Source organism: Paraburkholderia eburnea, assembly GCF_002917095.1.
Taxonomy (GTDB): Bacteria; Pseudomonadota; Gammaproteobacteria; order Burkholderiales; family Burkholderiaceae; genus Paraburkholderia; species Paraburkholderia eburnea.
Genome location: NZ_PQGA01000010.1, coordinates 1 through 23,207 on the forward strand (window position 1 = coordinate 1; position 23,207 = coordinate 23,207).

The 23,207-nt window shown below is 64.6% G+C and carries 27 protein-coding genes; 16 read left to right on the plus strand and 11 right to left on the minus strand.

The features are described from left to right. Positions 1–228: integrase core domain-containing protein (locus B0G62_RS18295; protein ID WP_146055325.1), on the plus strand; the 228-nt coding region annotated here is incomplete at its 5' end. Positions 229–301: 73 nt separating this feature from the next. Here B0G62_RS18295 and B0G62_RS18300 read toward each other — a convergent pair. Further along, the gene (locus B0G62_RS18300; RefSeq protein WP_103705642.1) at positions 302–724 is read right to left on the minus strand and encodes a helix-turn-helix domain-containing protein; all 423 of its coding nucleotides are present in this window, start codon (positions 722–724) and stop codon (positions 302–304) included. Positions 725–1,089: 365 nt separating this feature from the next. On the opposite strand from B0G62_RS18300, the gene mnmE reads away from it, so the two are divergent. The 6 genes from mnmE to B0G62_RS18330 all read left to right on the plus strand — a co-directional run bounded on the left by mnmE (position 1,090) and on the right by B0G62_RS18330 (position 5,977). Beyond that, a complete protein-coding gene (gene mnmE, locus B0G62_RS18305; protein ID WP_103705643.1) occupies positions 1,090–2,490 on the plus strand; it encodes a tRNA uridine-5-carboxymethylaminomethyl(34) synthesis GTPase MnmE in 1,401 nt (466 codons plus the stop codon). A 128-nt stretch (positions 2,491–2,618) separates the two neighbouring features. Then, on the plus strand, positions 2,619–3,284 hold the full coding sequence (locus B0G62_RS18310; protein WP_103705644.1) for a DUF433 domain-containing protein: 666 nt from the start codon (positions 2,619–2,621) through the stop codon (positions 3,282–3,284). Continuing rightward, positions 3,281–3,691 carry a PIN-like domain-containing protein gene (locus B0G62_RS18315; RefSeq protein ID WP_103705645.1) on the plus strand — a complete coding sequence of 137 codons (411 nt, stop codon included), beginning with the start codon at positions 3,281–3,283 and terminating at the stop codon, positions 3,689–3,691. Before B0G62_RS18310 ends, B0G62_RS18315 begins: the two co-directional genes overlap by 4 nt. A gap of 174 nt (positions 3,692–3,865) precedes the next feature. Beyond that, positions 3,866–4,066: a hypothetical protein gene (locus B0G62_RS18320; RefSeq protein ID WP_103705646.1), complete on the plus strand. Its 201-nt coding sequence runs from the start codon at positions 3,866–3,868 to the stop codon at positions 4,064–4,066. Between the two features lie 215 nt (positions 4,067–4,281). Then, positions 4,282–4,500 (plus strand): hypothetical protein, encoded by a 219-nt coding sequence (locus B0G62_RS18325; protein WP_103705647.1) that lies wholly within the window; start codon positions 4,282–4,284, stop codon positions 4,498–4,500. 433 nt (positions 4,501–4,933) lie between these two features. Next, on the plus strand, positions 4,934–5,977 hold the full coding sequence (locus B0G62_RS18330) for a S1C family serine protease (protein ID WP_103705648.1): 1,044 nt from the start codon (positions 4,934–4,936) through the stop codon (positions 5,975–5,977). A gap of 43 nt (positions 5,978–6,020) precedes the next feature. On the opposite strand, the gene B0G62_RS18335 is transcribed toward B0G62_RS18330, so the two are convergent. The 4 genes from B0G62_RS18335 to B0G62_RS18345 form a co-directional block, all read right to left on the minus strand. Next, complete coding sequence (locus tag B0G62_RS18335; protein WP_181315609.1) at positions 6,021–6,389, minus strand: ecotin precursor; 369 nt, start codon at positions 6,387–6,389, stop codon at positions 6,021–6,023. Between the two features lie 102 nt (positions 6,390–6,491). Then, the gene (locus B0G62_RS31360; RefSeq protein ID WP_146055326.1) at positions 6,492–6,674 is read right to left on the minus strand and encodes a hypothetical protein; all 183 of its coding nucleotides are present in this window, start codon (positions 6,672–6,674) and stop codon (positions 6,492–6,494) included. A gap of 86 nt (positions 6,675–6,760) precedes the next feature. Beyond that, the gene (locus B0G62_RS31735) at positions 6,761–6,922 is read right to left on the minus strand and encodes a hypothetical protein (RefSeq protein ID WP_027815941.1); all 162 of its coding nucleotides are present in this window, start codon (positions 6,920–6,922) and stop codon (positions 6,761–6,763) included. A gap of 172 nt (positions 6,923–7,094) precedes the next feature. After that, positions 7,095–7,721, minus strand: coding sequence for a LysE family translocator (locus B0G62_RS18345; protein WP_103705649.1), 627 nt, complete (start codon positions 7,719–7,721; stop codon positions 7,095–7,097). 354 nt (positions 7,722–8,075) lie between these two features. Here B0G62_RS18345 and sap1 point away from each other — a divergent pair, with 354 nt between their 5' ends. Together sap1 and B0G62_RS18355 are read left to right on the plus strand one after the other, a co-directional pair. Continuing rightward, positions 8,076–8,417 carry a surface attachment protein Sap1 gene (sap1, locus tag B0G62_RS18350; RefSeq protein ID WP_103705650.1) on the plus strand — a complete coding sequence of 114 codons (342 nt, stop codon included), beginning with the start codon at positions 8,076–8,078 and terminating at the stop codon, positions 8,415–8,417. Between the two features lie 167 nt (positions 8,418–8,584). After that, a complete protein-coding gene (locus B0G62_RS18355) occupies positions 8,585–9,139 on the plus strand; it encodes a YaeQ family protein (RefSeq protein WP_103705807.1) in 555 nt (184 codons plus the stop codon). Between the two features lie 30 nt (positions 9,140–9,169). On the opposite strand, the gene B0G62_RS18360 is transcribed toward B0G62_RS18355, so the two are convergent. Continuing rightward, the gene (locus B0G62_RS18360; RefSeq protein ID WP_103705651.1) at positions 9,170–9,571 is read right to left on the minus strand and encodes a VOC family protein; all 402 of its coding nucleotides are present in this window, start codon (positions 9,569–9,571) and stop codon (positions 9,170–9,172) included. 419 nt (positions 9,572–9,990) lie between these two features. On the opposite strand from B0G62_RS18360, the gene ada reads away from it, so the two are divergent. From ada to B0G62_RS18385, 5 genes are all read left to right on the plus strand, one after another. Then, positions 9,991–11,157: a bifunctional DNA-binding transcriptional regulator/O6-methylguanine-DNA methyltransferase Ada gene (gene ada, locus B0G62_RS18365; protein ID WP_103705652.1), complete on the plus strand. Its 1,167-nt coding sequence runs from the start codon at positions 9,991–9,993 to the stop codon at positions 11,155–11,157. 86 nt (positions 11,158–11,243) lie between these two features. Next, the gene (locus tag B0G62_RS18370; protein ID WP_103705808.1) at positions 11,244–12,134 is read left to right on the plus strand and encodes a DNA-3-methyladenine glycosylase family protein; all 891 of its coding nucleotides are present in this window, start codon (positions 11,244–11,246) and stop codon (positions 12,132–12,134) included. Between the two features lie 269 nt (positions 12,135–12,403). Then, complete coding sequence (gene gshA / locus B0G62_RS18375; protein WP_103705653.1) at positions 12,404–14,026, plus strand: glutamate--cysteine ligase; 1,623 nt, start codon at positions 12,404–12,406, stop codon at positions 14,024–14,026. Positions 14,027–14,215: 189 nt separating this feature from the next. Next, positions 14,216–14,707 (plus strand): hypothetical protein, encoded by a 492-nt coding sequence (locus tag B0G62_RS18380; RefSeq protein WP_103705654.1) that lies wholly within the window; start codon positions 14,216–14,218, stop codon positions 14,705–14,707. 238 nt (positions 14,708–14,945) lie between these two features. After that, positions 14,946–15,662: an OmpA family protein gene (locus B0G62_RS18385; RefSeq protein ID WP_244193301.1), complete on the plus strand. Its 717-nt coding sequence runs from the start codon at positions 14,946–14,948 to the stop codon at positions 15,660–15,662. A gap of 45 nt (positions 15,663–15,707) precedes the next feature. On the opposite strand, the gene B0G62_RS18390 is transcribed toward B0G62_RS18385, so the two are convergent. Continuing rightward, positions 15,708–17,276: a DHA2 family efflux MFS transporter permease subunit gene (locus tag B0G62_RS18390; RefSeq protein WP_103705655.1), complete on the minus strand. Its 1,569-nt coding sequence runs from the start codon at positions 17,274–17,276 to the stop codon at positions 15,708–15,710. A gap of 228 nt (positions 17,277–17,504) precedes the next feature. Then, on the minus strand, positions 17,505–18,026 hold the full coding sequence (locus tag B0G62_RS18395; RefSeq protein ID WP_103705810.1) for a MarR family winged helix-turn-helix transcriptional regulator: 522 nt from the start codon (positions 18,024–18,026) through the stop codon (positions 17,505–17,507). A gap of 277 nt (positions 18,027–18,303) precedes the next feature. Between B0G62_RS18395 and B0G62_RS18400 the strand changes: the two genes are divergently transcribed. Continuing rightward, positions 18,304–18,663, plus strand: coding sequence for a hypothetical protein (locus tag B0G62_RS18400; RefSeq protein ID WP_103705656.1), 360 nt, complete (start codon positions 18,304–18,306; stop codon positions 18,661–18,663). Positions 18,664–18,837: 174 nt separating this feature from the next. Beyond that, positions 18,838–20,436 (plus strand): efflux transporter outer membrane subunit, encoded by a 1,599-nt coding sequence (locus tag B0G62_RS18405; protein WP_103705657.1) that lies wholly within the window; start codon positions 18,838–18,840, stop codon positions 20,434–20,436. Between the two features lie 48 nt (positions 20,437–20,484). Here the strand turns inward: B0G62_RS18405 and B0G62_RS18410 are convergent, their stop codons facing one another. From B0G62_RS18410 to gspL, 3 genes are read right to left on the minus strand one after another with little or no spacing between them, the layout of a single operon-like run. After that, positions 20,485–21,264 carry a type II secretion system protein N gene (locus B0G62_RS18410; RefSeq protein WP_103705658.1) on the minus strand — a complete coding sequence of 260 codons (780 nt, stop codon included), beginning with the start codon at positions 21,262–21,264 and terminating at the stop codon, positions 20,485–20,487. Between the two features lie 21 nt (positions 21,265–21,285). Then, positions 21,286–21,816, minus strand: coding sequence for a type II secretion system protein M (locus B0G62_RS18415; protein ID WP_227473331.1), 531 nt, complete (start codon positions 21,814–21,816; stop codon positions 21,286–21,288). After that, a complete protein-coding gene (gspL, locus tag B0G62_RS18420) occupies positions 21,813–23,186 on the minus strand; it encodes a type II secretion system protein GspL (protein WP_103705811.1) in 1,374 nt (457 codons plus the stop codon). The genes B0G62_RS18415 and gspL overlap by 4 nt, the downstream gene beginning before the upstream one ends. Positions 23,187–23,207 lie beyond the last annotated feature (21 nt).

Sequence of the window (23,207 nt, forward strand, 5' to 3'; positions counted from 1 at the left end):
TTGCGTTGTTCGATGACGGACGGCTACGACTGCTACCAGAACGCACTGGCCGAGCGGGTCAACGGCATTCTCAAAGGCGAATTCCTGCTACAGCGGCCCGCCGACCTGCAGCAGGCGGCGAAGATGGTTGAGCAATCGGTACGTATCTACAACCAGGAACGGCCACACACCGCCCTTCAATACAAAACGCCCGATGCGGTGCATCGGGCGTTCAGGGACGCAAAATAGTGTCAACCTATTCCAGGACTTGACACTTTGCGGATTGCGTCGCGCTCGGGCGATACTGGCCCGAGTCCGGTATCTAGGTCTTCTCGGGGCCGCCGTAAAACTGCGTAACCAGCTCTTCCACGAGATAACGGTGATGCGCGCTCAACGACTCGATCTTCGAAGCGAGTTCGAGCGTTTCCTCGGAAAGCGGGTATTTGTCGTCGTGCTTGCGCGGTCTGGGTACAGCGGGCGAAGTCTTGCCCGGCGACGGACCGTAGTGGAGCCAATGCACATCCACGTCGAACCACTCGGCGAGCGTTTCCAGCTTGTCGCTCGTGGGAATGGTGCGACCGCTCAGCCATTTGTGAGCGGTTTGTGGCGAGACGGGTTGGTCGCCGTGATGGCGCAGATTGAACCGGTTCGCGAGATCGGTGCTGCCGCGCAGTTTTTCGGGCGCGCGCTTCATGGCGAACTTAAGACGTTCGGCGAAGGCGGCTTTTTCTTCAGGGGTTGGCATGACACTGATTGTGCAATCGGCTTTCGTCGAAGTTGACAACCAGTTGAGCTACATATAGCTCACAAAAGCTACAAATCGCCTGAAAACGCAACTACCTCAACAATTTGTCGTATGAGTGAAGAGACAGGCTGACCGCTTATTTTTCGCTCCTATGCCGTCTTTTGTCCTGGACTCGACCGCGAATCTTAAGACAACGCTTATCTAATTCGAGATAAATTCGGATAATTCTCGATCCTGCTTGGGACCGAGGCTCGGAAAGGCCACGCGTTACAATTCACGCAGCTTTGCGCGTCCACGCCAGAACGCATGAGCGCACCGCACCGTCTCCATCCCGATCTCACCGATTCACCTCGATTCCACCCGCCATGCTCGCCACCGATACCGATCCCATCGTCGCCATTGCCACTGCGCCCGGTCGCGGCGGAATCGGGGTCGTGCGAGTGTCGGCCGGCCGCGCGGGCGCTGCGGCCGCCGATGCGCTCATGCAGGCGCTGACCGGCCAGACGCTGGCCGCGCGCCATGCGAGCTACGTGCCGTTCCTCGACGGCGCGGGCACCGTGCTCGACCGCGGCATCGCGCTGTATTTTCCTGCGCCGCATTCGTACACGGGCGAGCACGTCCTCGAACTGCAGGGCCACGGCGGCCCGATCGTGCTGCAACTGGTCCTGCAACGCTGCATCGAAGCGGGCCGCGCATTCGGTCTGCGTCTGGCCGAGCCGGGTGAGTTCACGCGCCGCGCGTTCCTCAACGACAAGCTCGACCTCGCCCAGGCCGAAGCCGTCGCCGACCTGATCGAAGCCAGCACGGAGGCCGCCGCGCGTTCGGCGGGCCGCTCGCTCGACGGCGCGTTCTCGCGCGACATTCATGCGTTGGTGGACAACGTCGTGACGCTGCGCATGCTCGTGGAAGCGACGCTCGATTTCCCCGAAGAAGAGATCGACTTCCTCGAAGCCGCCGATGCGCGCGGCAAGCTCGGCGCGATTCGCGCACAGCTCGACCATGTGCTGTCCGAAGCGCGTCAGGGTGCGCTGCTGCGCGAAGGGTTAGCGGTCGTGCTCGCGGGGCAGCCCAACGTCGGCAAGTCGTCGCTGCTCAACGCGCTTGCGGGCGCGGAGCTCGCGATCGTCACGCCGGTGGCGGGCACCACGCGCGACAAGATCTCGCAGACGATCCAGATCGAAGGCATCCCGCTGCACATCATCGACACGGCGGGCCTGCGCGAGACCGAAGATGAAGTCGAGAAGATCGGCATCGAGCGCACGTGGAGCGAAATTGGCCGCGCCGACGTGGTGCTGCATCTGCTCGACGCCCGTGTGGGCATGACGGCGGAGGACGATACGATCGCCGCACGTTTTCCGGCGGGCGTGCCGGTCGTGCGTGTGCTGAACAAAACCGATCTGACCGACGTGGCGCCCGAAGTGGCAAAGCGCACGATGGATCATGGCGCCGAGCTATGCGAAGTGCGCCTTTCGGCTAAACAGGGTGACGGCGTCGCGCTCCTGCGCGCGGAACTGCTGCGTATCGCCGGTTGGCAGGCGGACGCCCAGAGCGTCTATCTCGCCCGCGAGCGCCATCTGATCGCGCTGCGCGCGGCGCGCGAGCACCTCGCTCAGGCAACGGCCCATGCGGAGCAGAACGCGCAATCGCTCGATCTCTTCGCGGAAGAACTGCGGCTCGCGCAGGAGTCGCTGAATTCGATCACGGGTGAGTTCACGTCAGACGATCTGCTCGGCGTGATTTTTAGTCGGTTCTGCATCGGGAAGTAAGCAATTGCCCGGGTACACCGGGAAGCTGCGGTTGCGATCCTAATGCTGTTGACTACGGCATGACAATGGTCACGGAGCGTTGCTCTGGGGGAAACAGCGCCGACTAGTGTCGCTGTTAGAATGCTTTCATGGATCTGACCGGAATTGGCCTATACACGCTGAAGGAAGCTGAGAGGCTCACTGGCGCCGACGCGCGCGAAGTGAGCCGGTGGCTGTTCGGCTATACATCCAAGGAAGGCGCCAAGCCACCACTCTGGACGACACAACTGGCAGAACTCGACCAGAAGGTTATCGGCTTTCGCGACTTGCTCGAACTGAGAGTCGTGAAAGCGTTTCGCAACCATAATGTCTCGCTACGCGTAATTCGGGCAGCGATAGAGAACGCAAAAGCGATCTTTGGATCCGATTACCCGTTCACTGCCAACCGGTTCCTGACTGACGGAAAGTCCGTATTCTATGAAGCATTGCGCGATCATGGAGAACTCGAACTTACCGATCTTGTGAGGCGTCAGCTTGTATTCGAGCACATCGTCCGGCCCGAGCTTTATGCGGGAATCGAGTTCACCGCTGAGGGGCATGCGAAGCGATGGTTTCCGCTAAAGCAAAGTCATGCGGTAGTGCTAGATCCGGAGGTCTCGTTCGGAAAGCCGGTTCTCTCTGAATATGGAATAAGAACCGATCTCATCGTTGAGACATACAAAGCGGAAAAGAGTAAAAAAATGGCCGCCTCGCTGTACAGCATTCCTCTTTCTGCTGTCGACGCGGCTATCCGCTATGAGCGGCTGGTCGCATGAGATATTTCTTCGACAACAATCTTTCGATGCATCTCGCGCATGCAGTGCGCGAGCTTTGCAAGGTTGAAGACTCGGTCGAAGACGTTATCCATCTGCGAGACAAATTTGCGCCGACTACCAAAGATCATGATTGGATCTCATTTCTCGGTAGCGAGGGGCGTTGGGTCGTTTTGTCTCAAGATGGCTTGCGAAAAAACGACCTCGAGCGCAGTGCACTTCGCCAATCAGGTCTGATTGTGTTTGTGCTTCACCGTCAATGGGCAGAACGGCGTCATTGGGACAAGGCACACAATCTGGTTAAGTGGTGGCCGGCCGTGATGGAGCAGAGTCGGCGCATTAAAGGCGGCGCATCGTTTCGAATACCCTGGCGATTCGGCGCCGGACAGTTCGAACAAATCAAGCTGTAGCACACTTACAGGTCGCGCCGTCAGCCATTGGTAAGGGTTGTGAATTGATCACATCCGGTTACACCGGGCCTGCGTGCCACGGCCTTCGATCTTTACCGCCGTAACCAGCGGTCACACATCGTTTCGTTTTCAAACCTCGCTTTTGCCGACAATAAAGGCATACGGGAGAACACCATGAAAACGATTCGACTCTTTTGCGCCTTGATTGCCGCCGTCGGTGCTGCGACGCTCGCGGGCTGTGTTGTGGCCCCGCCTTACGCTTATGCGCCGGCCCCCGCGTATGGTTACGGTTACGCGCCAGGTTATTACGCGGCGCCTGCAGTCGATATTGGGGTCGGCGTCGGCGGTTATTACGGTCACGGCTGGCGACATTAAGGACAACGTTGCAACACCAGGAAATCTCCTGGCTCAAGCTTGTCAACCAATCGACGAAGGCGCTGAAAGCGCCTTCTGGCGGGCTTCCGACGTGTCACCCGAACGTACTTCCCAGCGCCCTATCTGTTGTGATAGCTAGTCACCGGCTACCGGCAAACTAGAGTGACAACACAGATTCAAAAATGAGATCTGAAGCACACCGGGGAGCTAACAAAATGATGTTCATCGACCAGGAAATTGCGCACATCATGCGCGTCATGGTGCCGTCACTCTTGACCGACGGCACGGTCCCGATTCTTTCCGTCGAGTACTGGCACCGCCGCCTGTCGAACCTCCTCGACTCGGCCCAGCTCTCGCAAACCCAGTTTCGTACGATCGATTCGCTGATGACGCAACTCGAACGTCTTCAGCTTGAGCCGCGCCTCGCAGCCTGATTAGCCGGCCAGCGCGCAACGCGCCAGGAAAGGGCGCCGCACTATCGATTTGATTAACCTCGCCATGTAACCCGAGCATGGATTAGCCCGCCAAAGTGCGGGCTTTTTTCTTTTGAGTCGCGGGTATGGCCGATTATCACTTCTGGCGCGACGGCAGCAAAAAAATAGCCGCGGCAGGGGCCGCGGCGAAAGAGCTTGCCAACTACTGACTACACGGCGCGAGGGGACGTCGCCGCGAAACCATTGTCGTAGCTCGCACGTAGCGCTTCAATCTCCGCGTGTTTGATTTAACAATCGTTGACCTTCCTTACCCCGAGTCAATCTGCCCCCTTACAGAGGCATTTCCACGTCGCGTACGGGATTGGCGCACGCCTCTTGAAATCAACCTGCAACCCCTGCATGTACGGCGCACTTTCATCGGAGAATTCTGATCGTGGGAAGCCGTCCATCCTTCATCGACGATCTCGCGCGCGACCTGTCAGCCAATAGGGCCGATAGCGTGAGCACTCGTTCTCACGGCGACGATGCCTTGCTCGACGCCTATTCGCAAACCGTCGTCGGCGCGCTTGAGCGCGTGCATCACGCCGTCGCCCACATTGCCGTCGAGCGCCGCGCGACTTCCGGGAGCCCGGGCGCGGCGCGCGGCGGCAGCGGCTCGGGGTTTCTGTTCACGCCCGATGGCTATCTGCTCACCAACAGCCACGTCGTGCATGGCGCCAATGCGCTGCGCGTGACGCTCGCCGACGGCTCGACCTATGACGCCGATCTGGTCGGCGACGATCCGAGCACCGATCTCGCCGTCCTGCGCATCGGCGCTTCCGAAGTCCTGCCGCACGCCGATCTTGGCGAATCGGCGAAGCTGCGCGTCGGCCAGATCGCGATCGCCGTGGGCAGTCCGCTCGGCCTGACGCAGACGGTGACGACGGGCGTGGTTTCGGCACTGGGCAGATCGTTGCGCTCGAACTCGGGGCGGATGATTTACGACGTGATCCAGACCGACGCCGCGCTCAACCCGGGCAACTCGGGCGGCCCGCTTGTCAATTCGGCGGGACAGGTGATTGGCGTGAATACGGCGATCATTCCGGGCGCGCAGGCGATCTGCTTTGCCACGGCCATCGACTCGGCGAAATGGGTCATCACGCAACTGTTCGCGCATGGACGCGTGCGACGTGCGCATGTGGGTATCGCGGGTACGACCGTGCCGATCGCTCGCAAGGTCCAGCGCTTTTTCGAGCTGGGCGCAACGAGCGGCGTGCGCGTGATGGAGTTGGTGAAGGGCGGTCCCGCCGCGCTGGGCGGGTTGCGCGTGGACGATACGATCGTCGCGATCGACGGCGTGGCTGTCGATGGAATCGATGCGCTTCAGCGTCTGCTCGATGCTTCGCGTATCGGCCGCGCGGTCGAATTCACCATCGTGCGGCTCACGCAGAAACTGAACCTGCAGATCACGCCGGTCGAGCAGGCAGTGCTGGCCTGAACCTGAGCACGCAGGGACAAGCCAGCTTCGCCTCGATCGGAAATTACCAGCCGGGCTGTCCGTAGCCGTCGCCATAGCCGTTCGGCGGAGGCGGCGGGGCCGGTTGCTGGGGTGCGCACGGCACGTAACGTCCCGAATACCGGTCGTAGCAACCGGACGGCGCGGGAGCCGCGGCGTACACAGGAGCGGGTTCGGCATACACCGGCACGGGCGCCGGGGCCGGCTCGGCATAGACGGGCGGTGCCTGGTAGGCCACGGCCGGGCCGCTGTTGATCGCGGCGCCCACTACCGCGCCAATCAGCGCGCCGCCGACGAGCGCGCCCACCACATCGCCGCCGCGATCGTGCGCACTGGCCGGACCGGCCGCCATCACACATCCCGCCACCACCAGTACGGCTGCCATCTTACGCATGTTGTTCTCCTCGAGAACCTTTGAAAACATGCGAGCGATTGTCGCCGCGAAGCCCGGATACAGGTGCTGCAAGTCGTAACGACGAATTACGCAGCCGATGAATTACGGTGCGCGCGGCGGCGAGGTGGATTCAGGCGTGTCAGATTTCGCGTCGGGTTCAGACGCAGGAGGCGCTGCATCGCGACGCCTGCCAGCGCCGGGACACAGCAGTGACAGGGCGATGGCGCAAACCATCAGCGCGAACAGGGCGACGAAATACGTCATCCAGGAGAACTCGAATTCCACGAGTCCCTCCGACGATCAAACGCGCCCTCCGCGCGGCGCATGGACGGCAGCCCGGCGAGAAACCGGACTGCCATTCATGCAGCGAATCAGTGGTGCAGGATGCTACGCAGCGGATGACGCCAGTCGATATGGGGTGCACCCGCTTCCACGCGCTGCCGATGCTCCTCCAGGATTTCGTCCGAGAACAGAAAAACGACAATGACGAGGGGGATGACCAGAAACGCGCCCAGTATTACGTGCTCGATCACGATAACCTCCTGGTTGTCAAGCGGTTGCGAGTTCATTGTAGCCGGAAAGCTACAACTTGTACTGCGGGCGATGACTGATTCATCGGAACAGGGTGCGCCGCCGCACGCAATCGCTCTAGCAGGCGACGTGCCCGGCGATTGCCGCGTTGGCGAAAGCACCAGCGCACGCGCGTCAGGCCGCCGACTTCTTCCAGACGGCCGCAAACAGTCCCGCGCCGATCAGCAACGATCCGCCCGTGCGATTGACCACGCGCTGCACGCGCGGGCTGCGCACCGCGCGGCGTGCGGCCGCCGCGAGCAACGCGTAGCCAAAGGCGTTGAGCGTGGCGAACGCGAGGAAGGTGGCCTCGAAGATGACGATTTGCGGCAGCGCGGCGGCGTGCGGGTCGATGAACTGCGGCACGAAGGCGACGAAGAAAATCAGGCTCTTCGGATTGAGCGCGGTGACCGCGTAGGCGTGCGCGAAGATGCGGCCCGCGCGCGTTTCGGAAGTGTCGGCTGATTCGGCGGTCATGACGGGCGCGCGCCAGAGCTTGATGCCCAGGTAGATCAGGTAGGCGGCGCCGACCCACTTGAGCATCGAGAAAAGCGTGGCGGAAGCGGCGAGGATGACGCCCAGGCCAAGCATCGAAGCCGTCATCGCAGTGAAGTCGCCGAGCGCGACGCCGGCCGTGGTCGCGAGCGCGTAGCGGCGGCCGTGGCCGAGCGCATAGGAGACGACGAGCAGCACCGTCGGCCCCGGAATGGCGACGAGAATGGCGGATGCGATCGCAAACGGCAGCCAGTGGGCAAGGGTCATGTCGGTCTCCGCGTTCTGTGTTTCTGTGTCATAGGGAGATCCGATTTATCCACGAAGTTTCCGGCAGCGCAAGAGGGCGCCTGGCATCGATTTTCTTCTGTATCCGCCGGCTAATTGGACCGGCTCTGGCACATCCGGACAAGCAAGCTATGTGCACCGCGTCAGCCACAGCCGATAAGGCCGCCAGTCCGCAAGACGCGCCACCCCGTTGCGCCCGCACACAAGAAATCCTTGCACTTCGCCCACCGTCTTATAGATTCAGAAAGTCGGCTCGGGAACAGAAGTTAAATACATAGCTAACCTGAACAAGCATTCCCGACGCTCTCCACCAGAGTCGGGAGCGAGGAGGCAATCATGAAAACGCTTTCCACGATGGCCGTGCTCATCGCCGGACTTCTGTGCGCTTTTTCCTCCCAGGCGCAGGACGTCACGGTCAAACCGCAGCAGACCGTGCGCTTTAAGCCCGGCTCGTACGGCTGCCTTTCGAAGGACAAGCTCGATGCCGTGTCCCTGCATGAGCAGGCCGGCGAGCATCAGCAGATGCAGGAATATTTCGCCGATTTCCGTTGCCTCTCGACGCCGGAAAACCAGACGTTCCGCGTCGTGCGCGTCGATGGCCACGACGTCGAATTCGTGAATGCCGCGAACGCCGACGATCAAGGCCTCTGGACCAGCGATCGCTTCATCAAGCAGTAGCACCCACGCGAGCAGAAACACCGGATTCGCTGTTCAGGCGTCACGGCGCCGTCATTTTCGTGTCAGACCATGCCAGATGACCCGGCACGGCGCTGTCTGACGATTGCGGCACAGTTCGTGCTGGAACTCGCTATCATGTGCGGCTTTTGCGCGGCGCGGGATTCGGTATGGCACTTAAATCGACCATCTTCAAGGCAGAACTGCAGATTGCGGACATGGACCGGCATTACTACGCCGACCATGCGCTGACGATCGCCTGCCACCCCTCCGAAACCGACGATCGCATGATGGTCCGTATCGCCGCCTTCGCGCTGTTCGCGGGCGAGCGGCTGGAGTTCTGCAAGGGCCTGTCGGACATCGACGAGCCGGATCTCTGGAGCAAGGACTACACGGGCGCGATCCAGACCTGGATCGAAGTCGGTCAGCCGGACGAGCGCCGCATCGCCAAGGCAAGCGGGCGCTCGGAAGAAGTGATCGTGATCGCCTATGGTGGCCGCACCTCGGACATCTGGTGGCAAGGCGTGCGCAGCAAGGTCGAGCGGCTGCGCAACGTCACGGTCTGGTCGCTGGGCGAGGGCGTAGCGGCTTCCCTCGGCAAGCTCGCGGAGCGCACCATGCGGCTGCAGTGCACCGTCCAGGACGGCGCTGCGTGGATCGGCAGCGAGAAGAGCGAGCCGGTAGCGGTCGAGTGGACCGTGTACAAGGCGCCCGAGAACGTTTAAGGCAAGAGGCGGTCGCGGCGCTGTTGCAGGTCAGGCAGCGGGCGGCCCTTTGAGTTCGATCATGTTGCCTTCCGGATCGAACAGATACAGCGACGGCCCGAAACCCTCGGCGCCATAGCGCTCGACCACCTCGCCGGGACGCGCGCCGGATTGCGTGAGCCAGGCCTTCAGCGCCTCGCCGTCGAACGGCTCCACGCGCAGACAGAGGTGATCCATGTTGCGGCCCGCGCCGCCTTGCGCGTTGCGGTCCAGCGGCCCGCCCGCCGTGATGAGATCGACCAGCGAGCGCCCCGCGCGCAATTGCAGTAGCCCCAGTTCGCGTTCCTCACGTTCGACGCGACAGCCCAGCACCTCGCAGTAAAAGCGCGTCATGGACGCCGGGTCCGCCGCGCGGATCACCACATGGTCAATTTCGCGAATCCGGATCTGCATGGTGTCCACCGTTGCGGTGCGCGTGAGTGCGTCCAGGCAGTGTAGAAGGAAATCGGCAGGGGAAGGGAGGTGCGGCGCGTGCAAAAACGCTGGACGAAAAAAAGCCCGCTGCTGTGAGCGGGCTTAATCCATATCAGGAGGAGACATGGAGGAGACAAGAACCACTATACACAGCGGTCTGACGCGTTGCAACAAGTTTTTAAGGGAAAACCCGCAATGGTGCCAAATTGTCGCAGCGCCCTGCTTGCGTGCAGACGCCGCCTCTGAACGGGGCAGAGTCGTCGAGTAACCGGCATGGCCCAAAGAGGCAAAATAGCGGCTGAATGCGCGCCGAACGACAGCGCAAGATCCGGCGCGCCCGCGCCTGTGCGAGCGTCTACAGTGGGACCATCGAATCTGCTCTCACCAGGAGTCATGACATGAACGCTGTCCCGTCCACCGCTCCAGCCCGCCTCGACACCTCCGGCGATACCGCGCGCTGGGACGCCGTCGCCGCACGCGATGCCCGCGCCGACGGCCAGTTCTTCTACGGCGTGCGCACGACCGGCGTGTTCTGCCGCCCTTCCTGCGCATCGCGTCTGCCGCGTCCCGAAAACGTCGAATTCTTCCCCGATGCCGATAGCGCGCGCGCCGCTGGCTACCGCGACTGCAAGCGCTGCCAGCCAGGCGGCTTGCCGCGCGAACTGGAAATCGTGCAGCGCGCGTGCGCAGCGCTCGACGCCGATCCCCAGGAACGCCTCACGCTTGCGAGACTCGGCGAGGCGGTGCATCTGAGCCCGTTCCACCTGCAGCGTCTTTTCAAGCGCGTGCTGGGCGTCTCGCCGCGTCAATATCAGGCCGCCCGGCGCGGCGCGGTCCTGCGCGACGCGCTCGCCCAGGGCGCCGACGTCACGCGCGCGAGCGCCGATGCGGGCTTCAACTCGTCGTCGCGGCTCTATGAGAGCGTGGCGGGCGAGCTGGGCATGGCGCCCTCGGCATTCCGGCGCAAGGGCGCGGGCCTCACGATCCGCTATGCGGACGCGGCCACGCCGCTTGGGCATGTGATCGTCGCCGCGACCGACAAGGGGATCTGCCGGATCGCTTTCGGCGACAGCGCGAGAGCCTTGAGCGAAAGCCTGCACGCCGATTTCGAGAACGCCCGATGCGTCGAGGATGCCGCAGGCCTCGCGCCCTTCGTCGCGCAGATCGACGCTTATCTGCACGGCCGCAGCGAGCGCATCGAGTTGCCGCTCGACCTTTCCGCGACGGCGTTCCAGCAACGCGTCTGGGACGCGCTCCAGCGGATTCCCTACGGCGAGACGCGCAGCTACACCGAGATCGCCGAAACCGTGGGCTCGCCGCGCGCGGTGCGCGCCGTGGCGAGCGCGTGTGCGTCGAACCCGGTGGCGCTGGCGATTCCGTGCCATCGCGTCGTGCAAAAGGGCGGCTCGCTCGCGGGCTATCGTTGGGGACTTGAGCGCAAGGCCGCGCTGATCGACGCCGAAGCGCGCGCGGGCGAGGTCCATGTGCTGCAGGAAGCTGTGCAGCCCACTACCAGACTCAAACGGCGCGAGCGCGCCGACAACCCGCCGGAGACTGCTGCTTGAGCGCCGTCCAGCAATCCGTCGAACCCTTCGAAGCCGCGGACGCCACGCTCGAACTACCGTTTCGCGCGCCCTACGACTGGCCGCGCATGCTGCGCTTCCTCGCGGGCCGCGCGACGCCAGGCGTCGAAGCGGTGGAGGACGGCGCGTGGCTGCGCGCGATCGACTTCGACGGCGCGAGCGGCACGCTTGCCGTGCGCCGCCATGCGCGCAAGCGTTGCCTCGTCGCACGGATCGACGGGCCAGTAAGCGTGCATGCGGCCGCGCTCGCCGCGCCGCTTGCACGCGTGTTCGACATTCACGCGGATCCTGCCGCGATCGGCGCGGGTCTGGGCGGCGATCCGTGGCTCGGACCGCTCGTCGCCGCCGCTCCTGGGCTGCGTATGCCGGGCGCGTGGTCGGGCTTCGAGCTGGTGGTGCGCGCAATCGTCGGCCAGCAGGTCAGCGTGAAGGCCGCGACGACGATCGTCGGCCGCCTCGTCGAGCGGGTCGGCAAGCCGATCGCCGGTCACCCTCATGCGCGCACGGCCTGGCGCTTTCCCACGCCTGCGGCGCTCGCCGCGGCGGATCTCACCGGCATCGGTATGCCGGGCAAGCGCATCGCGGCGCTACAGGGCTTCGCGGCCGCCGTGGCGAGCGGCGCGGTCGCCGTCGAACGATCGCCTGCGTCCGGTCAAGACGGCAAAACCACTGCGGCTGAACGCGCCACGCTCGACGCCATGCGCGCGGCGCTGCTCGCGTTGCCGGGCATCGGCCCGTGGACGGTCGAATACGTGGCGATGCGCGCCTGGCGCGATGCCGACGCGTGGCCCGCCACCGACCTCGTGCTGATGCAGACCATCGCGGCACGCGACCCCGCGCTCGTGCGCGCGACGCAACAGCGCGCACGCACCGACGCCTGGCGTCCCTGGCGCGCCTACGCGGCCATGCATCTCTGGAACGAAATCGCCGATCGCGCCGGCGCGGCGCGCGGCGGCTGACGCGCGGCAATCCACGCCATAGCGCCGGGTTCGGCAACGCAGCACCCGTCGTCGCCCGGGTACTGCGCAAGCCGCTTAAAACCTTGCCAGCACTGGCTTCCAGCCATGTCAAATCGGCCGCAAAGGCAGGCCCGAGGTGGCCTCAAGCAGGTCTTTCGGCGAGATGTTAAAGTGCCCGCTACCGAAAAATTCCCTGCCAGCGAAGCGTGCCTATGTGCAATAACGTGCAATAGCGCCGTTGCCGCCGGCCAGTGCCCGACCAGCCCTCAATGCCAGACACGACCTCTACACGCACGAACGACGTTCTCACGCAGCGCCTTTCCGTGCTGAGCGCCGGGCCGCATCGCGACGCGCTCACGCGCGGTCTGCGCGGCATCGAAAAGGAAAGCCTGCGGGTCACGCGCGACGGCCATCTCGCCATGACGCCGCATTCCGCGGCGTTGGGTTCGGCGCTCACGCATCCGTCGATCACCACCGATTATTCGGAAGCGTTGATCGAGATCATCACGCCCGCCGAACAGGACGCGTCGATCACGCTCGACAAGCTCGACGAGCTGCATCGCTACGTCTACAGCGTGCTCGCGCGCGACGGCGAAATGCTCTGGAACGAATCGATGCCGGGCCTTTTGCCCGCGAGCGACGACGGTATTCCCATCGCGCGCTACGGCAGCTCGAACATCGGCAAGCTGAAATACGTCTACCGCATGGGTCTCGCGCTGCGCTATGGCCGCACCATGCAGTGCATCGCGGGCATCCACTACAACTATTCGCTCAACGAAGAAGTGTGGCGCGTGCTGCATGCGCACGATCAATCGACGGCCACGCAGACGGACTATCAGTCGGAGCGCTACCTCGCGCTGATCCGCAATTTCCGCCGCACGAGCTGGCTGCTGATGTATCTGTTCGGCGCCTCGCCCGCGCTCGACGCCCGCTTTCTGCGCGGGCGCGAAAACACGCTACAAAGCCTCGACGCCGACACGCTCTATCTGCCGTACGCGACGAGCCTGCGCATGAGCGATCTCGGCTATTCGAACACGACGGGCCAGTCCGCGCTGCGCGCCGACTACGACACCCTGCCCGGTTATCTCGACGCGCTCGCGCAGGCCGTGAGCCAGCCGTATCCGCCTTACGAGGCGATCGGCACGCATCGCGACGGCGAGTGGGTGCAGATCAACACCAACATCCTGCAGATCGAAAACGAGTTCTATTCGACGATCCGCCCGAAGCGCGTGACCTGGCCCGGCGAGCGGCCGCTGCATGCGCTCGCCGCGCGCGGCGTGCAGTACGTCGAAGTGCGCTGCATGGACATCGACCCGTTCGAACCCACCGGCATTTCGCTCGAAGCGGCGCGTTTTCTCGACGCCTATCTGCTCGCCTGCGCGCTCGACGACAGCCCGCTCTTGCCCGAGGCCGATTACGCGGAAGCCAACGAGAACTTCAGCCTCGTCACCAAGGAAGGGCGCAAGCCGGGCCTCGCGCTCGCGCGCGATGGCCAGCCGGTAGCGATGCAGGACTGGGCGACGGAGCTGTTCGCGAAGATCGAGCGCACGGCGGCGGCGCTCGACGCGCTGCACGGCGGCGACGCCCATGCGCGCGCGCTCGCGGCCCAGCGCGCGAAGCTCGCCGATGCGTCGCTCACGCCTTCGGCGCGCGTGCTTGAGACGATGCGCGACCAGCAGCAGACCTTCCTGCAATTTGCGCTCGCGCAAAGCGAGCGTCATGCGGCGGATTTCCTCGCCCGTCCGCTCGATGCGCAGACGACGGCTCACTTCGACCAGCTTGCCCGCGAATCGCTCGACGCGCAGGCCAAGCTCGAGCGCGAGGAAGTCGGTTCGTTCGATGCCTTCGTGGCTGCTTATCGCGCCTACACGCTCAATCGCTTCAGCGTCTGAAAGCGGGTTTTTCCGGCAGCAGGTTCGCGGCGGCGGGCATCGCACTTGCGGCAAATGCCAAGGGCTGCGCCCGCCGCGCTTCCATCCCTGCCTCCATCCCTTATAGTCACGCAGGGACTCCGACGAGTCACGCTAACGACACATGGAGGGGCCGCGCAGCGCGCGCCCCTAAAGGGAGGAACCCACGCGATGAAACGAACCCTGCCGATCCTGCTCTGCGCGGCGCTGGCGGCCTGCGCGCCGCGCGGCCAGGTCAACCCCGACGTCATGCAGATCGCCACCGCACCGCTGACCTGCAGCGACAAGCCGCAGTGCGATATCTGGTGGCAACGCGCCCAGGATTGGGTGCGCGGCCATTCGATGTACGAAGTGCAAACCGTGACCGACTCGCTGATCCAGACCGCCGGCCCCGGCGGCGGCAAGCGCGCGCTCGCCTACGAGATCACGAAGACTTCCAACGGTGACGGCACCACGACCATCGGCTTCGCGGCCCATTGCGACAGTTCGATCGGTTGCAAGCCCGATCCATGGGCGGCGGGCGCCGCGTTCAAGCAGTACGTGCGCACCGGCATCGAACAATCGATCCCCGGTTCCCATGACAACAGCGATACGGGCGACACCGGCACGGCGCCGCTGCCTGCATCGGCGGCCGCACCGGCTGCGTCGGCTTCCGCGCCTTGAGTCCGGTCCGCCCACGCTGATTCTTCTGCAAGCTCCGGTTCAGTCCGGAGTTTGCCAGCGTGTTTTTGCGAATTATCTTAAGCATAACTTGACGCAATAAGACGGACTCCGAATCGAATCATTTCGATTGCGGGTTTAAGCATTTTCTGATTGAGCGGGTATTTGAGGAAACGTATTGTGGGCCAGATTCGGCATCTGCCGGACGGTTTCACTCCTCTTCAATTATTCGAATCCAAAAATGAAAATGCGACTTCTGCCAGTCAGTGTGCTGGCCTTCCTGATCGTCGTCGCCGCCGGCTGCACCACCGCATCGGGGCCCATGCACAACCTCGACGTCGTGACGCTTGCCAACGGCACCCAGGCCTATCGCGTGCAATGTCTCGGGCTGCTCGAAAGCTCGAAGGAATGCATGAAGAAGGTCAACGAAATCTGCGGCGACAAGCAGCCGTTGCGCGTTTCGTCGGTCGATCGCGCGGCTTCGGGCTTCAAGCCGGAAAACGATCCGCGTGAAATCCTCTTCGTCTGCCAGGCACCGCAGCCGGCCGTCCAGGAAGCCCCTCCGCCCCCGCCCCCGCCGCCGGTGGTCATCCAGAAAGCGCCGCGCTCGATCACGCTCAACGCGGACGCCAACTTCGCGATCAACAAGTACGATCTGCTGCCGGCAGGCAAGCAGGCGCTCGACAAGTTCATCGCAGATAGCGACGGTGTGAATATCGGCACCGTCACCGTCGACGGTCATACCGACTCGACTGGCTCGAAGGCGTTGAACGACCGGCTCTCGCAGCGCCGCGCGCAAACCGTGCGCAACTATCTGCAATCGCACGGCCTGCATGCCACCCAGTACGAAGTGCACGGCTACGGCGCGTCGAAACCCATCGCGTCGAACGCCACCGTGGAAGGCCGCGCACAGAATCGCCGCGTCGAAATCCAGACTGACGGCGTAACGGCCCGCTAAGGCCGTACCGCCCGCGCGGCGCTGTCCGGGACCGTCCTTGAGCCTTTAGTGGCCCATCGACGGTCCCGCGCCTTTTCTGGGCTTCGTAATCCACACCAGCACGGCCAGCACCAGAAACACCACGCAGGAAATGCGGAAGAAGTCGTTGGTCGCCATCATGTAGCCTTGCGACGTGACCACGTCGTTGATCTTCGCGGTCATGCTTTGGCCCGCGTAGCCGATACCCGCCAGCGCGTCCTGATACGCGGTGGTGTTCGGCGAATAGATATTCACCGACTCCGCCAGCACCGCATGGTGATAGATCGCGTCGTCTTCCCAGAACGTCGTGCTAACCGCCGTGCCAATCGCGCCGGACAGCGTGCGCAGGAAGTTCGACAAGCCCGAAGCGCTTGCCAGGCGTTCGTCGGAAATACTCGATAGCGTGATGGTCGTCATCGGCACGAAGAAGCCCGCCACGCCGATCCCCTGCACGAGACGCGGCAAGATCACATGACTGAACGGCACGTCGAGCGTGAAGGTGGAATTCCAGATCGACACGAACGCGAATACAAGGAACGCGATACTGGCCACCAGGCGTAGATCGAGCTTGTGCATATTGCGGCCGATCAAGGGCGACAGCACGAGCGCGAGCAAGCCAACCGGCGCGGTTGCCAGGCCCGCGATCCCCGCCGTGTAGCCCATCACCGTTTGCAGCCACAGCGGGAAGATCACCACCGAGCCGAAAAACGCCATGAAACCAAACGAGATAATCAGCGCGCCGAGCGCGAAGTTGCGGTCGCGAAAGAGCGAGAGATCGACAACGGGCTCTTTTTCGGTGGCTTCCCACGCGAGCATGAAGGCAAGCGATACCGCCGCAATGACCGCGAGCGCGACGATGAACTTCGAACTGAACCAGTCACGGTCCTTGCCGAGGTCCAGCATCATTTGCAGGCACGAGACGCCGATCACGAGCAGCGCGAGGCCGACGGCGTCGATGCGCTGCCTGGTGATCTTCGTTTCACGACCGCGCAGCAGCAGGTAAGCGCACACGCCGGAGAACAGGCCGATCGGCACGTTGATGTAGAAGATCCACGGCCAGGTGTAGTTGTCGGTGATATAGCCGCCCATCACGGGGCCGAAAATCGGCGCGACGATCACCGTCATCGCCCAGAGGCCGAGTGCGAGCCCGCGCTTTTCAGGCGGATAAGAGCGCATGAGGATGGTCTGCGAAAGCGGCACCATCGGACCGGACACCAGACCCTGCACGAGGCGAAAGGCGATCAGCGTCTCGAAGTTCGAGGCGAAGCCACAGGCGGCCGACGCGAACGTGAACAGGATCACCGAGAGCGTGAAGAGCCGCACTTCGCCCACGCGGCGCGCGAGCCAGCCCGTGAGCGGCACGGCGATCGCCGAGGCCACGGAGTACGACGAAATCACCCAGGTGCCTTCGCTGTTGGCCACGCCCAGATTGCCCGAGATGGTCGGGACGGCGACGTTGGCGATCGAGGTGTCGAGCACCTCCATGAACGTGCCGAGCGCCAGGCCCACGGTCAGCAACGCGAGGGTGCCGCCTGACAGGGGCTTGGGTTCGGCGCTGGCCGGGGTAGAGGCGGGCGCGGTGGTTGAGGCGTCCATCTTCGGGTCCTTGTTCAGGATCGTTGGTCGGGTGCTGCTGCTGATTTGGGTCTACTTCGCTCGGCCTGCGTGCAGACCGTTGCCGCTGCAATGAACCATGTGCGAACGGTCGCGCGCATTTATATGCCGGAGCATTGTCTGCCCAGACAGCTATTCGGTTGCACTGTGGCCCTCTTGTCGAGGCCGGTTTGCCCCAGGCGCAAGACGGCGAAACAGCGGACCGCGAAACTAGTCAGGCGTATCGGTCAGCGCGCTCGCCTTGCTTTCGACGTGACCGCATACCGATTGCGTCTGCGCGTCGTTGGCGATGAAACGTTGAAGCAGGCCGATGAGCGTCGTGACTTCGTCGGCGCTGAAGCCCTGCAACTGCTCGTTCATCACCGAAGCGATCACATCGGGCAATTGCTGCGCCGCGTCCCGGCCGAGCGACGTGAGTTCCAGTTCCACGACACGACGATCGACATGGCTGCGCTGGCGCTCGATGAAACCCTTCTTCTCCAGGCGGTCGAGCATACGCGTCATCGAGCCGGTGTCGTAGGACAGCACCCGCGACATCTCGTTGGGCGTGCGGGCACGCTCGAACCAGAGCAGCATGATCACGCCGATCTGCGACGAAGTCAGACCGAGCGGCGCCACCGCGCGATCCATGCGCGAGGCCAGCACGTTGCGGGCGGTCGAAAGGAAATAACCGAGGCTCGGCACGACACCGACCTCTCCCGGCACATCCTGCGCGTAGGGGCCGTCGCTCATGGGAAAGACGTTCTCATCCATTACGGAAACATGCGCATTCTAGCCGGTTATTTTTCTGCCTGGGCAGCGAAAAAATATTCCGGATCGGCGGCTTGGATGACGACTTTAGTTAGATTGCCTTCGTCGCCCCGGTCATCGATCTGTCGCTATCGCGGCGTAAAAACAACACTGGAAATGATGCAGCGCAAACTATGTTGCGATTTGATTGCATAGTCAATATTATTGCAGGCAAGCATCTACACTCATCGGTTTCCCGAATTTCTTCTTTGGTCGCGCCATGCTGTACCTCAAAAACGCGCTCGGCGGCATTGGCCGCTCGGTCACCTGCACAGCACGACATGCCTTTGCGCATGCTGGCGGGGCTGCGCGTTGGCGCAAGGCAGCACTCTACGCGGCCATGTTCGTCCTGCCCGGCGGCTCGATCGCCGTCGTGCTGATGATGTGGGCCGACCGTCGCCGCTCGCAGCGCGGCGGCCAGAGCGCGAACAGTTCGACCAGCATGGTCAGCCCCCCTGCGGCTGCGATCGATCCCACGGCAGCGGCAAAAGCCACCTGCACAAACGTGGCGCATAGCGCGCGGGTGCGCGCTCACGGCGCCCTCCATGCACTGCGCCGCTGGCGCGGTAACGGCGCGTAAACTACCCCTTACGCGCCGTAACACATCCGTCCCCGTTCCCGGCTTAACCTTGCGGATTGCGCGCGCGACGCTACGCGCGTGCGCTACCATTGCCGCGGCCCGGCCTCGCTCCGCGCGCCGCATCGTGTAACGTCCGCATCACATTCGCCAGCCGCATCGACAGGAATTTCCCGCATGTCCCGCCGTCTCGTTATAACTGGTCGCTTTTCCGCTGCGCTGCGCCGTCGCGCGCCCACGTTCGCACTGATCGGCGCGGCGGCCGCGCTTGCGTTCCAGCTTGGCGGTTGCGCGGTTGGCCCCGACTATCATCGGCCCGATACGGCGGTGCCGGCGGCCTATAAAGAGGCACCGGAGGGTTTCAAGGTCGCACAACCGGCCGATATGGCGGATCGCGGTACCTGGTGGCTCATCTACGACGACGCGCAGCTCAACGGGCTGATGGATCAGCTCAACGCCAACAACCAGACGGTCGCGCAGTACGCCGCCGCTTATCGCCAGGCGCGCGCGCTGGTCGGCGAGGCGCGCGCCGCGTATTTCCCGGTTGTGAGCGCGTCGTTCTCGGGCACGCGTTCGCGCACGCCCACGCGCGTGTCGAACGCAAGCGGCAGTTTCCCGAGCGGCAATATCACCAACAACGTCAATCTCGGTCTCGACGCCACCTGGGAACCCGATCTCTGGGGCAAGGTGAGCCGCACCGTGAGCGCCGAGGAAGCGGGCCAGCAGGGCGCCGCCGCCGATCTGGCCAATGCGCGCCTGTCCGCGCAGGCCACGCTCGCGCAGACGTATTTCACGCTGCGCGCGCTCGACGCGCAGCAAAAGCTGCTCGACGACACCGTCGCCGCCTATCAGAAGTCGCTGACGCTCACGCAGAACCAATACGCCCAGGGCGTGGCGGGCCGCGCGGACGTGATCCAGGCGCAGACGCAACTGCAATCCGCGCAAGCCGCCGCGATCGACAACGGCGTGGCGCGCGCCCAGGACGAGCACGCGATCGCCGTGCTGGTCGGCCAGCCGGCCTCGTCGTTCTCGATTGCGGCGTCGCCGCTCACGGCCACGCCGCCGACCGTGCCGCTGACCATGCCTTCGGCGCTGCTCGAACGGCGGCCCGACATTGCCTCGGCGGAGCGCAAGGCAGCCGCCGCCAACGAGCAGATCGGCGTGGCGATTTCGGCGTTCTTCCCGACGCTCACGCTGTCCGCGAGCGGCGGCTTCGAAAGCTCGGTGTTCTCGCAATTGCTGCAGATGCCATCGCGCTTCTGGACGCTCGGGCCGTCGCTCGCCGCCACGATCTTCGATGCGGGTCTGCGCAGCGCGCAGACGCAAGCCGCGCGCGCGGCCTATGACCAGCAGGTCGCGGCCTACCGCCAGACGGTGCTGGCCGCATTCCAGGATGTCGAGGACAACCTCGCCTCGCAGCGCATCCTCGCGCAGGAGGTCGTGGTGCAGCAGCAGGCGGTGGAATCGGCGCAGCACGCGCTCTCGATCGTCACGAACGAGTACAAGGCCGGCACGACCGATTACCAGAACGTGCTGTCCGCGCAGACCACGGCGTTCACGGCGCAGCAGAAGCTCGCCAGCATCGCGGGCGAGCGCATGGTGTCGTCGGTGGGGCTGGTGAAGGCGCTCGGCGGCGGCTGGGATGCCGCGCAGATGGATCGCGAGAGCGGCGGCGTTGCAGCTCCCGCGCCTGCATCGGCGGCATCAGCATCGGGCGCGGCGGCCAGCACGACCGCCGCCGATACACAGCGCGCGCTGAACGTGCAGCCGCAATAAGTTTCGGCACGCGCATCGGCACAAGCGCGCGCACGACGGCGCGCGCCGTCAGTGCATGAAGGTCAGCGCGACCTGTCCCGGGCCGATCGGCCGTCCCAGCAGGTTCAAAAGCCCCGCGAGATTGTCGCGCTGATCGGGCGTGGCGCTCGCGGTGCCGTTGAACATCGCCGAATTGCGCGAAAACGTGCCGTGGCCGTCCAGCATCAGCGGGCCTTTTTGCGTGCTCAGATCGAGCGTCGACGACGCGCCCTGCGCCTGCAACACCGCTTCGTAAGTCCCCAGCGGCTTCACCAGCGAAACGCGTGAACTCATATCGCCGAGCGTGACCGTGAGGCGTCCGAACGCGTCGGTGCCGAACACGCGCCACGGGCTCCACGCGAGCCGCACATTGCCGTCCATATCGAGCGTATTGAACGGCGCGCCCAGACCGGCAAGCAGCGAGGCGGGCACGGCGATCGCGCCTGCCGTGACGGTGGCGCCGCGCGGCGTGGCCTCGACGTCGATGGGATCGGGCATCGCCTCGGTCTGGCGCATCTGCAGGCGCACGCGGCCCGTGAAGAGCGCCCAGAACGAAGCGCGCCATTCGATGCGTCCCGGCAGCAGCGTCGCGCCCTGAACGTCGTGGCCGGCCGCGAGCATGAGGGTGGCCGAGCCATGCCAGAGCGAACCCTGCGGATCGACGAGATTGACGTGCCCCTGGGTCGCGCGCGCGAACTGCGGCGCGATCCAGGCAGCGGGCAGACGCACGAGCAGCACCGCGCCCACCGAGAGCACGGCGACAAACAGCCAGGGCAGCACGGCGCGCACGCGCCGCATCCAGTAAGACATGCGATCGACCTCTGGCTGGTTTTAGCGCGCGTTCGCGGACTGCAGCGACGCGCTCAGGTCCACCTGGCCGTCGGCCTTGAGCGCCGTGATGTGCGCTTCGACCACCTGCACCTTGAACTGCTTGCGCACATCGTCGAGCCAGCCCGTCCAGAGCGGGAACGACGCATTCTTCAACTGCACCTGCGCACTCGTGCCGATCAGCTGAACCTGCGCGCCCGGCATCCCGTGATCGGCCAGCGAGGCCGTGAGCGCATCCTTGAGCGCCTGGCCGCCCGGCGCGACGCTCGCCGCGGCGCCCGCAAGTGCGCGTGCCTCGTCGGCCTGCGCCGTCATGAGCGCAAGCTCGCGCTGCAGGGCGGGCAGGCTTTCACGCAACTTCGCGCGGCCGTCCGCCGCAGGCTGCCAGAGCACCGAATAGCCGATCGCGATAGCCAGTACCGCGCCGCCCCACGTCAACAGGGTCTTTTCGCGCGTCGTGCGCGCTTCCCAGAAATGGGTCCACTGTTCCTGCAACGCCTCGGCGAACGCGCCGCCCGATGTCGATGTCTTCATGACCCGCTCCTGATGATCCATTTGCCGCTGCTGCTGTCCTGAGCGCCCGTGAGGCCGTTGCGCGCGAGGCGCTGGGCGAGGCCGCCATCCACGTTCACGCCGGGCTTGAAGGTCACGTCCAGGCGGCGGTCGTGATAATCGAGCGCCGCGATCGCATTCGCCGGCACGGGGCCAAGCGAGCGCGCGACGCCGTCGGCGAGCGCGAGGAAATCGTCTGGCGACGGCTCGCCGGCGGCCACGCGCAACTGCGAGAGCTGGCGCGCCATCTGGCCCGCCGGGTCGAGCACCACCGTGGTCCTGGGGAAGGCGTTGAGCAACAGCTCGGTCATCTGCGCGTTCATGGCGTCGCGCTGACGCGCGAGCATCAGCCATTGCACATTGGCGCCGATGATCGCCACCAGCAGCGAGGCGACGACCAGCACGATCGGCACGCGCAGGCGGCGCAGCGTCGCGCGGTCGAGGCGCCACGGCTGGGCGGCGAACTCGAACTGGCAGAGATCGAACTTGCAGGCGAGCGCGCGCTGCGCGAGCGTTTCGAAGGAGAGCGGCTGCGCGCCGGGCAGGGCGGCGGCGAGCGCGGCCTTGTCGGCGGCGCTGGTCGGCTCGCCGGGCAGGCCGGTGAGGACGTAGCGCGCAACATCGGCGTCGCCCGCCAGGGCCGCGACCGTTGCGGCCACGCTCGCGGCCGGCACGGCGAAGCCTTCGGCCGCCGCGCCGCGCACGATCGCGAGTTCAAGCAGCGCAGCAGGCGTCGTGTGGGTCGCCGCAAGATCGGGCAGCAGCGTGGGGGCCGTCGCCATGACATGGCCGAGCACGCAGGCCGTCACGGCTTCGCCATGGGCGGCTTCAACGGGCGCAATCGCATCGACATGCCCGCCTGCGGCAACGGGTTCGGCGGATTCGGCAATAACCGGCGCGGCTACGCTTTGCGCGGCAGGCAGGCAGCGCGCCACCGGCACCGCGCGCAGGTTGCGGTGCCCCGCGCCCCTGAAGCCCTCGACGATGAAGCGGAACCAGCCGCGATCGACCGCCGCAACCGTCTGCCGGCCGTCGGGCAGACGCGCGGGATCGAGCGCCAGGTGGCAGGTCTGCGGGTCCTGGATCAGGTGATCCTCGACCACGTTGGGCAGCGCCTGGCGCAGCCGCGGCCCCTTGAGCGGCGGCACGGCCGTCGCGACCATCAGCAGGTCGCGCGCGGCGATCAGCAGCACGGTGGCCGACGCTTTCGGCAGCAGGCCCAGCGCCGCGCGGCCCGCGCGCTGCGTGCGGCCCGTCTTGTCGAGCAGCACGAAAGGCAGTTCCGGCAACTGCCATTCCTGCGAGTGGACCGCCGGGTCGCGCGGCGGCATCAGGACGATCAGCGTGCTCACACGCACCTCTTTTCGATGTTG

Excerpts from the sequence above, each read along its gene's own strand:
- mnmE (WP_103705643.1), top strand. The coding sequence starts at position 1,090 with ATGCTCGCCACCGATACCGATCCCATCGTCGCCATTGCCACTGCGCCC.
- ada (WP_103705652.1), top strand. The coding sequence starts at position 9,991 with ATGAACGCTGTCCCGTCCACCGCTCCAGCCCGCCTCGACACCTCCGGC.
- B0G62_RS18335 (WP_181315609.1), bottom strand. The coding sequence starts at position 6,389 with ATGCGTAAGATGGCAGCCGTACTGGTGGTGGCGGGATGTGTGATGGCG.
- B0G62_RS18360 (WP_103705651.1), bottom strand. The coding sequence starts at position 9,571 with ATGCAGATCCGGATTCGCGAAATTGACCATGTGGTGATCCGCGCGGCG.
- sap1 (WP_103705650.1), top strand. The coding sequence starts at position 8,076 with ATGAAAACGCTTTCCACGATGGCCGTGCTCATCGCCGGACTTCTGTGC.
- B0G62_RS18390 (WP_103705655.1), bottom strand. The coding sequence starts at position 17,276 with ATGGACGCCTCAACCACCGCGCCCGCCTCTACCCCGGCCAGCGCCGAA.
- B0G62_RS18415 (WP_227473331.1), bottom strand. The coding sequence starts at position 21,816 with ATGAAGACATCGACATCGGGCGGCGCGTTCGCCGAGGCGTTGCAGGAA.
- B0G62_RS18300 (WP_103705642.1), bottom strand. The coding sequence starts at position 724 with ATGCCAACCCCTGAAGAAAAAGCCGCCTTCGCCGAACGTCTTAAGTTC.
- B0G62_RS18325 (WP_103705647.1), top strand. The coding sequence starts at position 4,282 with ATGATGTTCATCGACCAGGAAATTGCGCACATCATGCGCGTCATGGTG.
- B0G62_RS18345 (WP_103705649.1), bottom strand. The coding sequence starts at position 7,721 with ATGACCCTTGCCCACTGGCTGCCGTTTGCGATCGCATCCGCCATTCTC.
- B0G62_RS18395 (WP_103705810.1), bottom strand. The coding sequence starts at position 18,026 with ATGAGCGACGGCCCCTACGCGCAGGATGTGCCGGGAGAGGTCGGTGTC.
- B0G62_RS18380 (WP_103705654.1), top strand. The coding sequence starts at position 14,216 with ATGAAACGAACCCTGCCGATCCTGCTCTGCGCGGCGCTGGCGGCCTGC.
- B0G62_RS18355 (WP_103705807.1), top strand. The coding sequence starts at position 8,585 with ATGGCACTTAAATCGACCATCTTCAAGGCAGAACTGCAGATTGCGGAC.
- B0G62_RS18410 (WP_103705658.1), bottom strand. The coding sequence starts at position 21,264 with ATGTCTTACTGGATGCGGCGCGTGCGCGCCGTGCTGCCCTGGCTGTTT.
- B0G62_RS18310 (WP_103705644.1), top strand. The coding sequence starts at position 2,619 with ATGGATCTGACCGGAATTGGCCTATACACGCTGAAGGAAGCTGAGAGG.
- B0G62_RS18315 (WP_103705645.1), top strand. The coding sequence starts at position 3,281 with ATGAGATATTTCTTCGACAACAATCTTTCGATGCATCTCGCGCATGCA.
- B0G62_RS18400 (WP_103705656.1), top strand. The coding sequence starts at position 18,304 with ATGCTGTACCTCAAAAACGCGCTCGGCGGCATTGGCCGCTCGGTCACC.
- B0G62_RS18385 (WP_244193301.1), top strand. The coding sequence starts at position 14,946 with ATGAAAATGCGACTTCTGCCAGTCAGTGTGCTGGCCTTCCTGATCGTC.
- B0G62_RS18370 (WP_103705808.1), top strand. The coding sequence starts at position 11,244 with ATGCTGCGCTTCCTCGCGGGCCGCGCGACGCCAGGCGTCGAAGCGGTG.
- gshA (WP_103705653.1), top strand. The coding sequence starts at position 12,404 with ATGCCAGACACGACCTCTACACGCACGAACGACGTTCTCACGCAGCGC.
- B0G62_RS18405 (WP_103705657.1), top strand. The coding sequence starts at position 18,838 with ATGTCCCGCCGTCTCGTTATAACTGGTCGCTTTTCCGCTGCGCTGCGC.
- B0G62_RS18320 (WP_103705646.1), top strand. The coding sequence starts at position 3,866 with ATGAAAACGATTCGACTCTTTTGCGCCTTGATTGCCGCCGTCGGTGCT.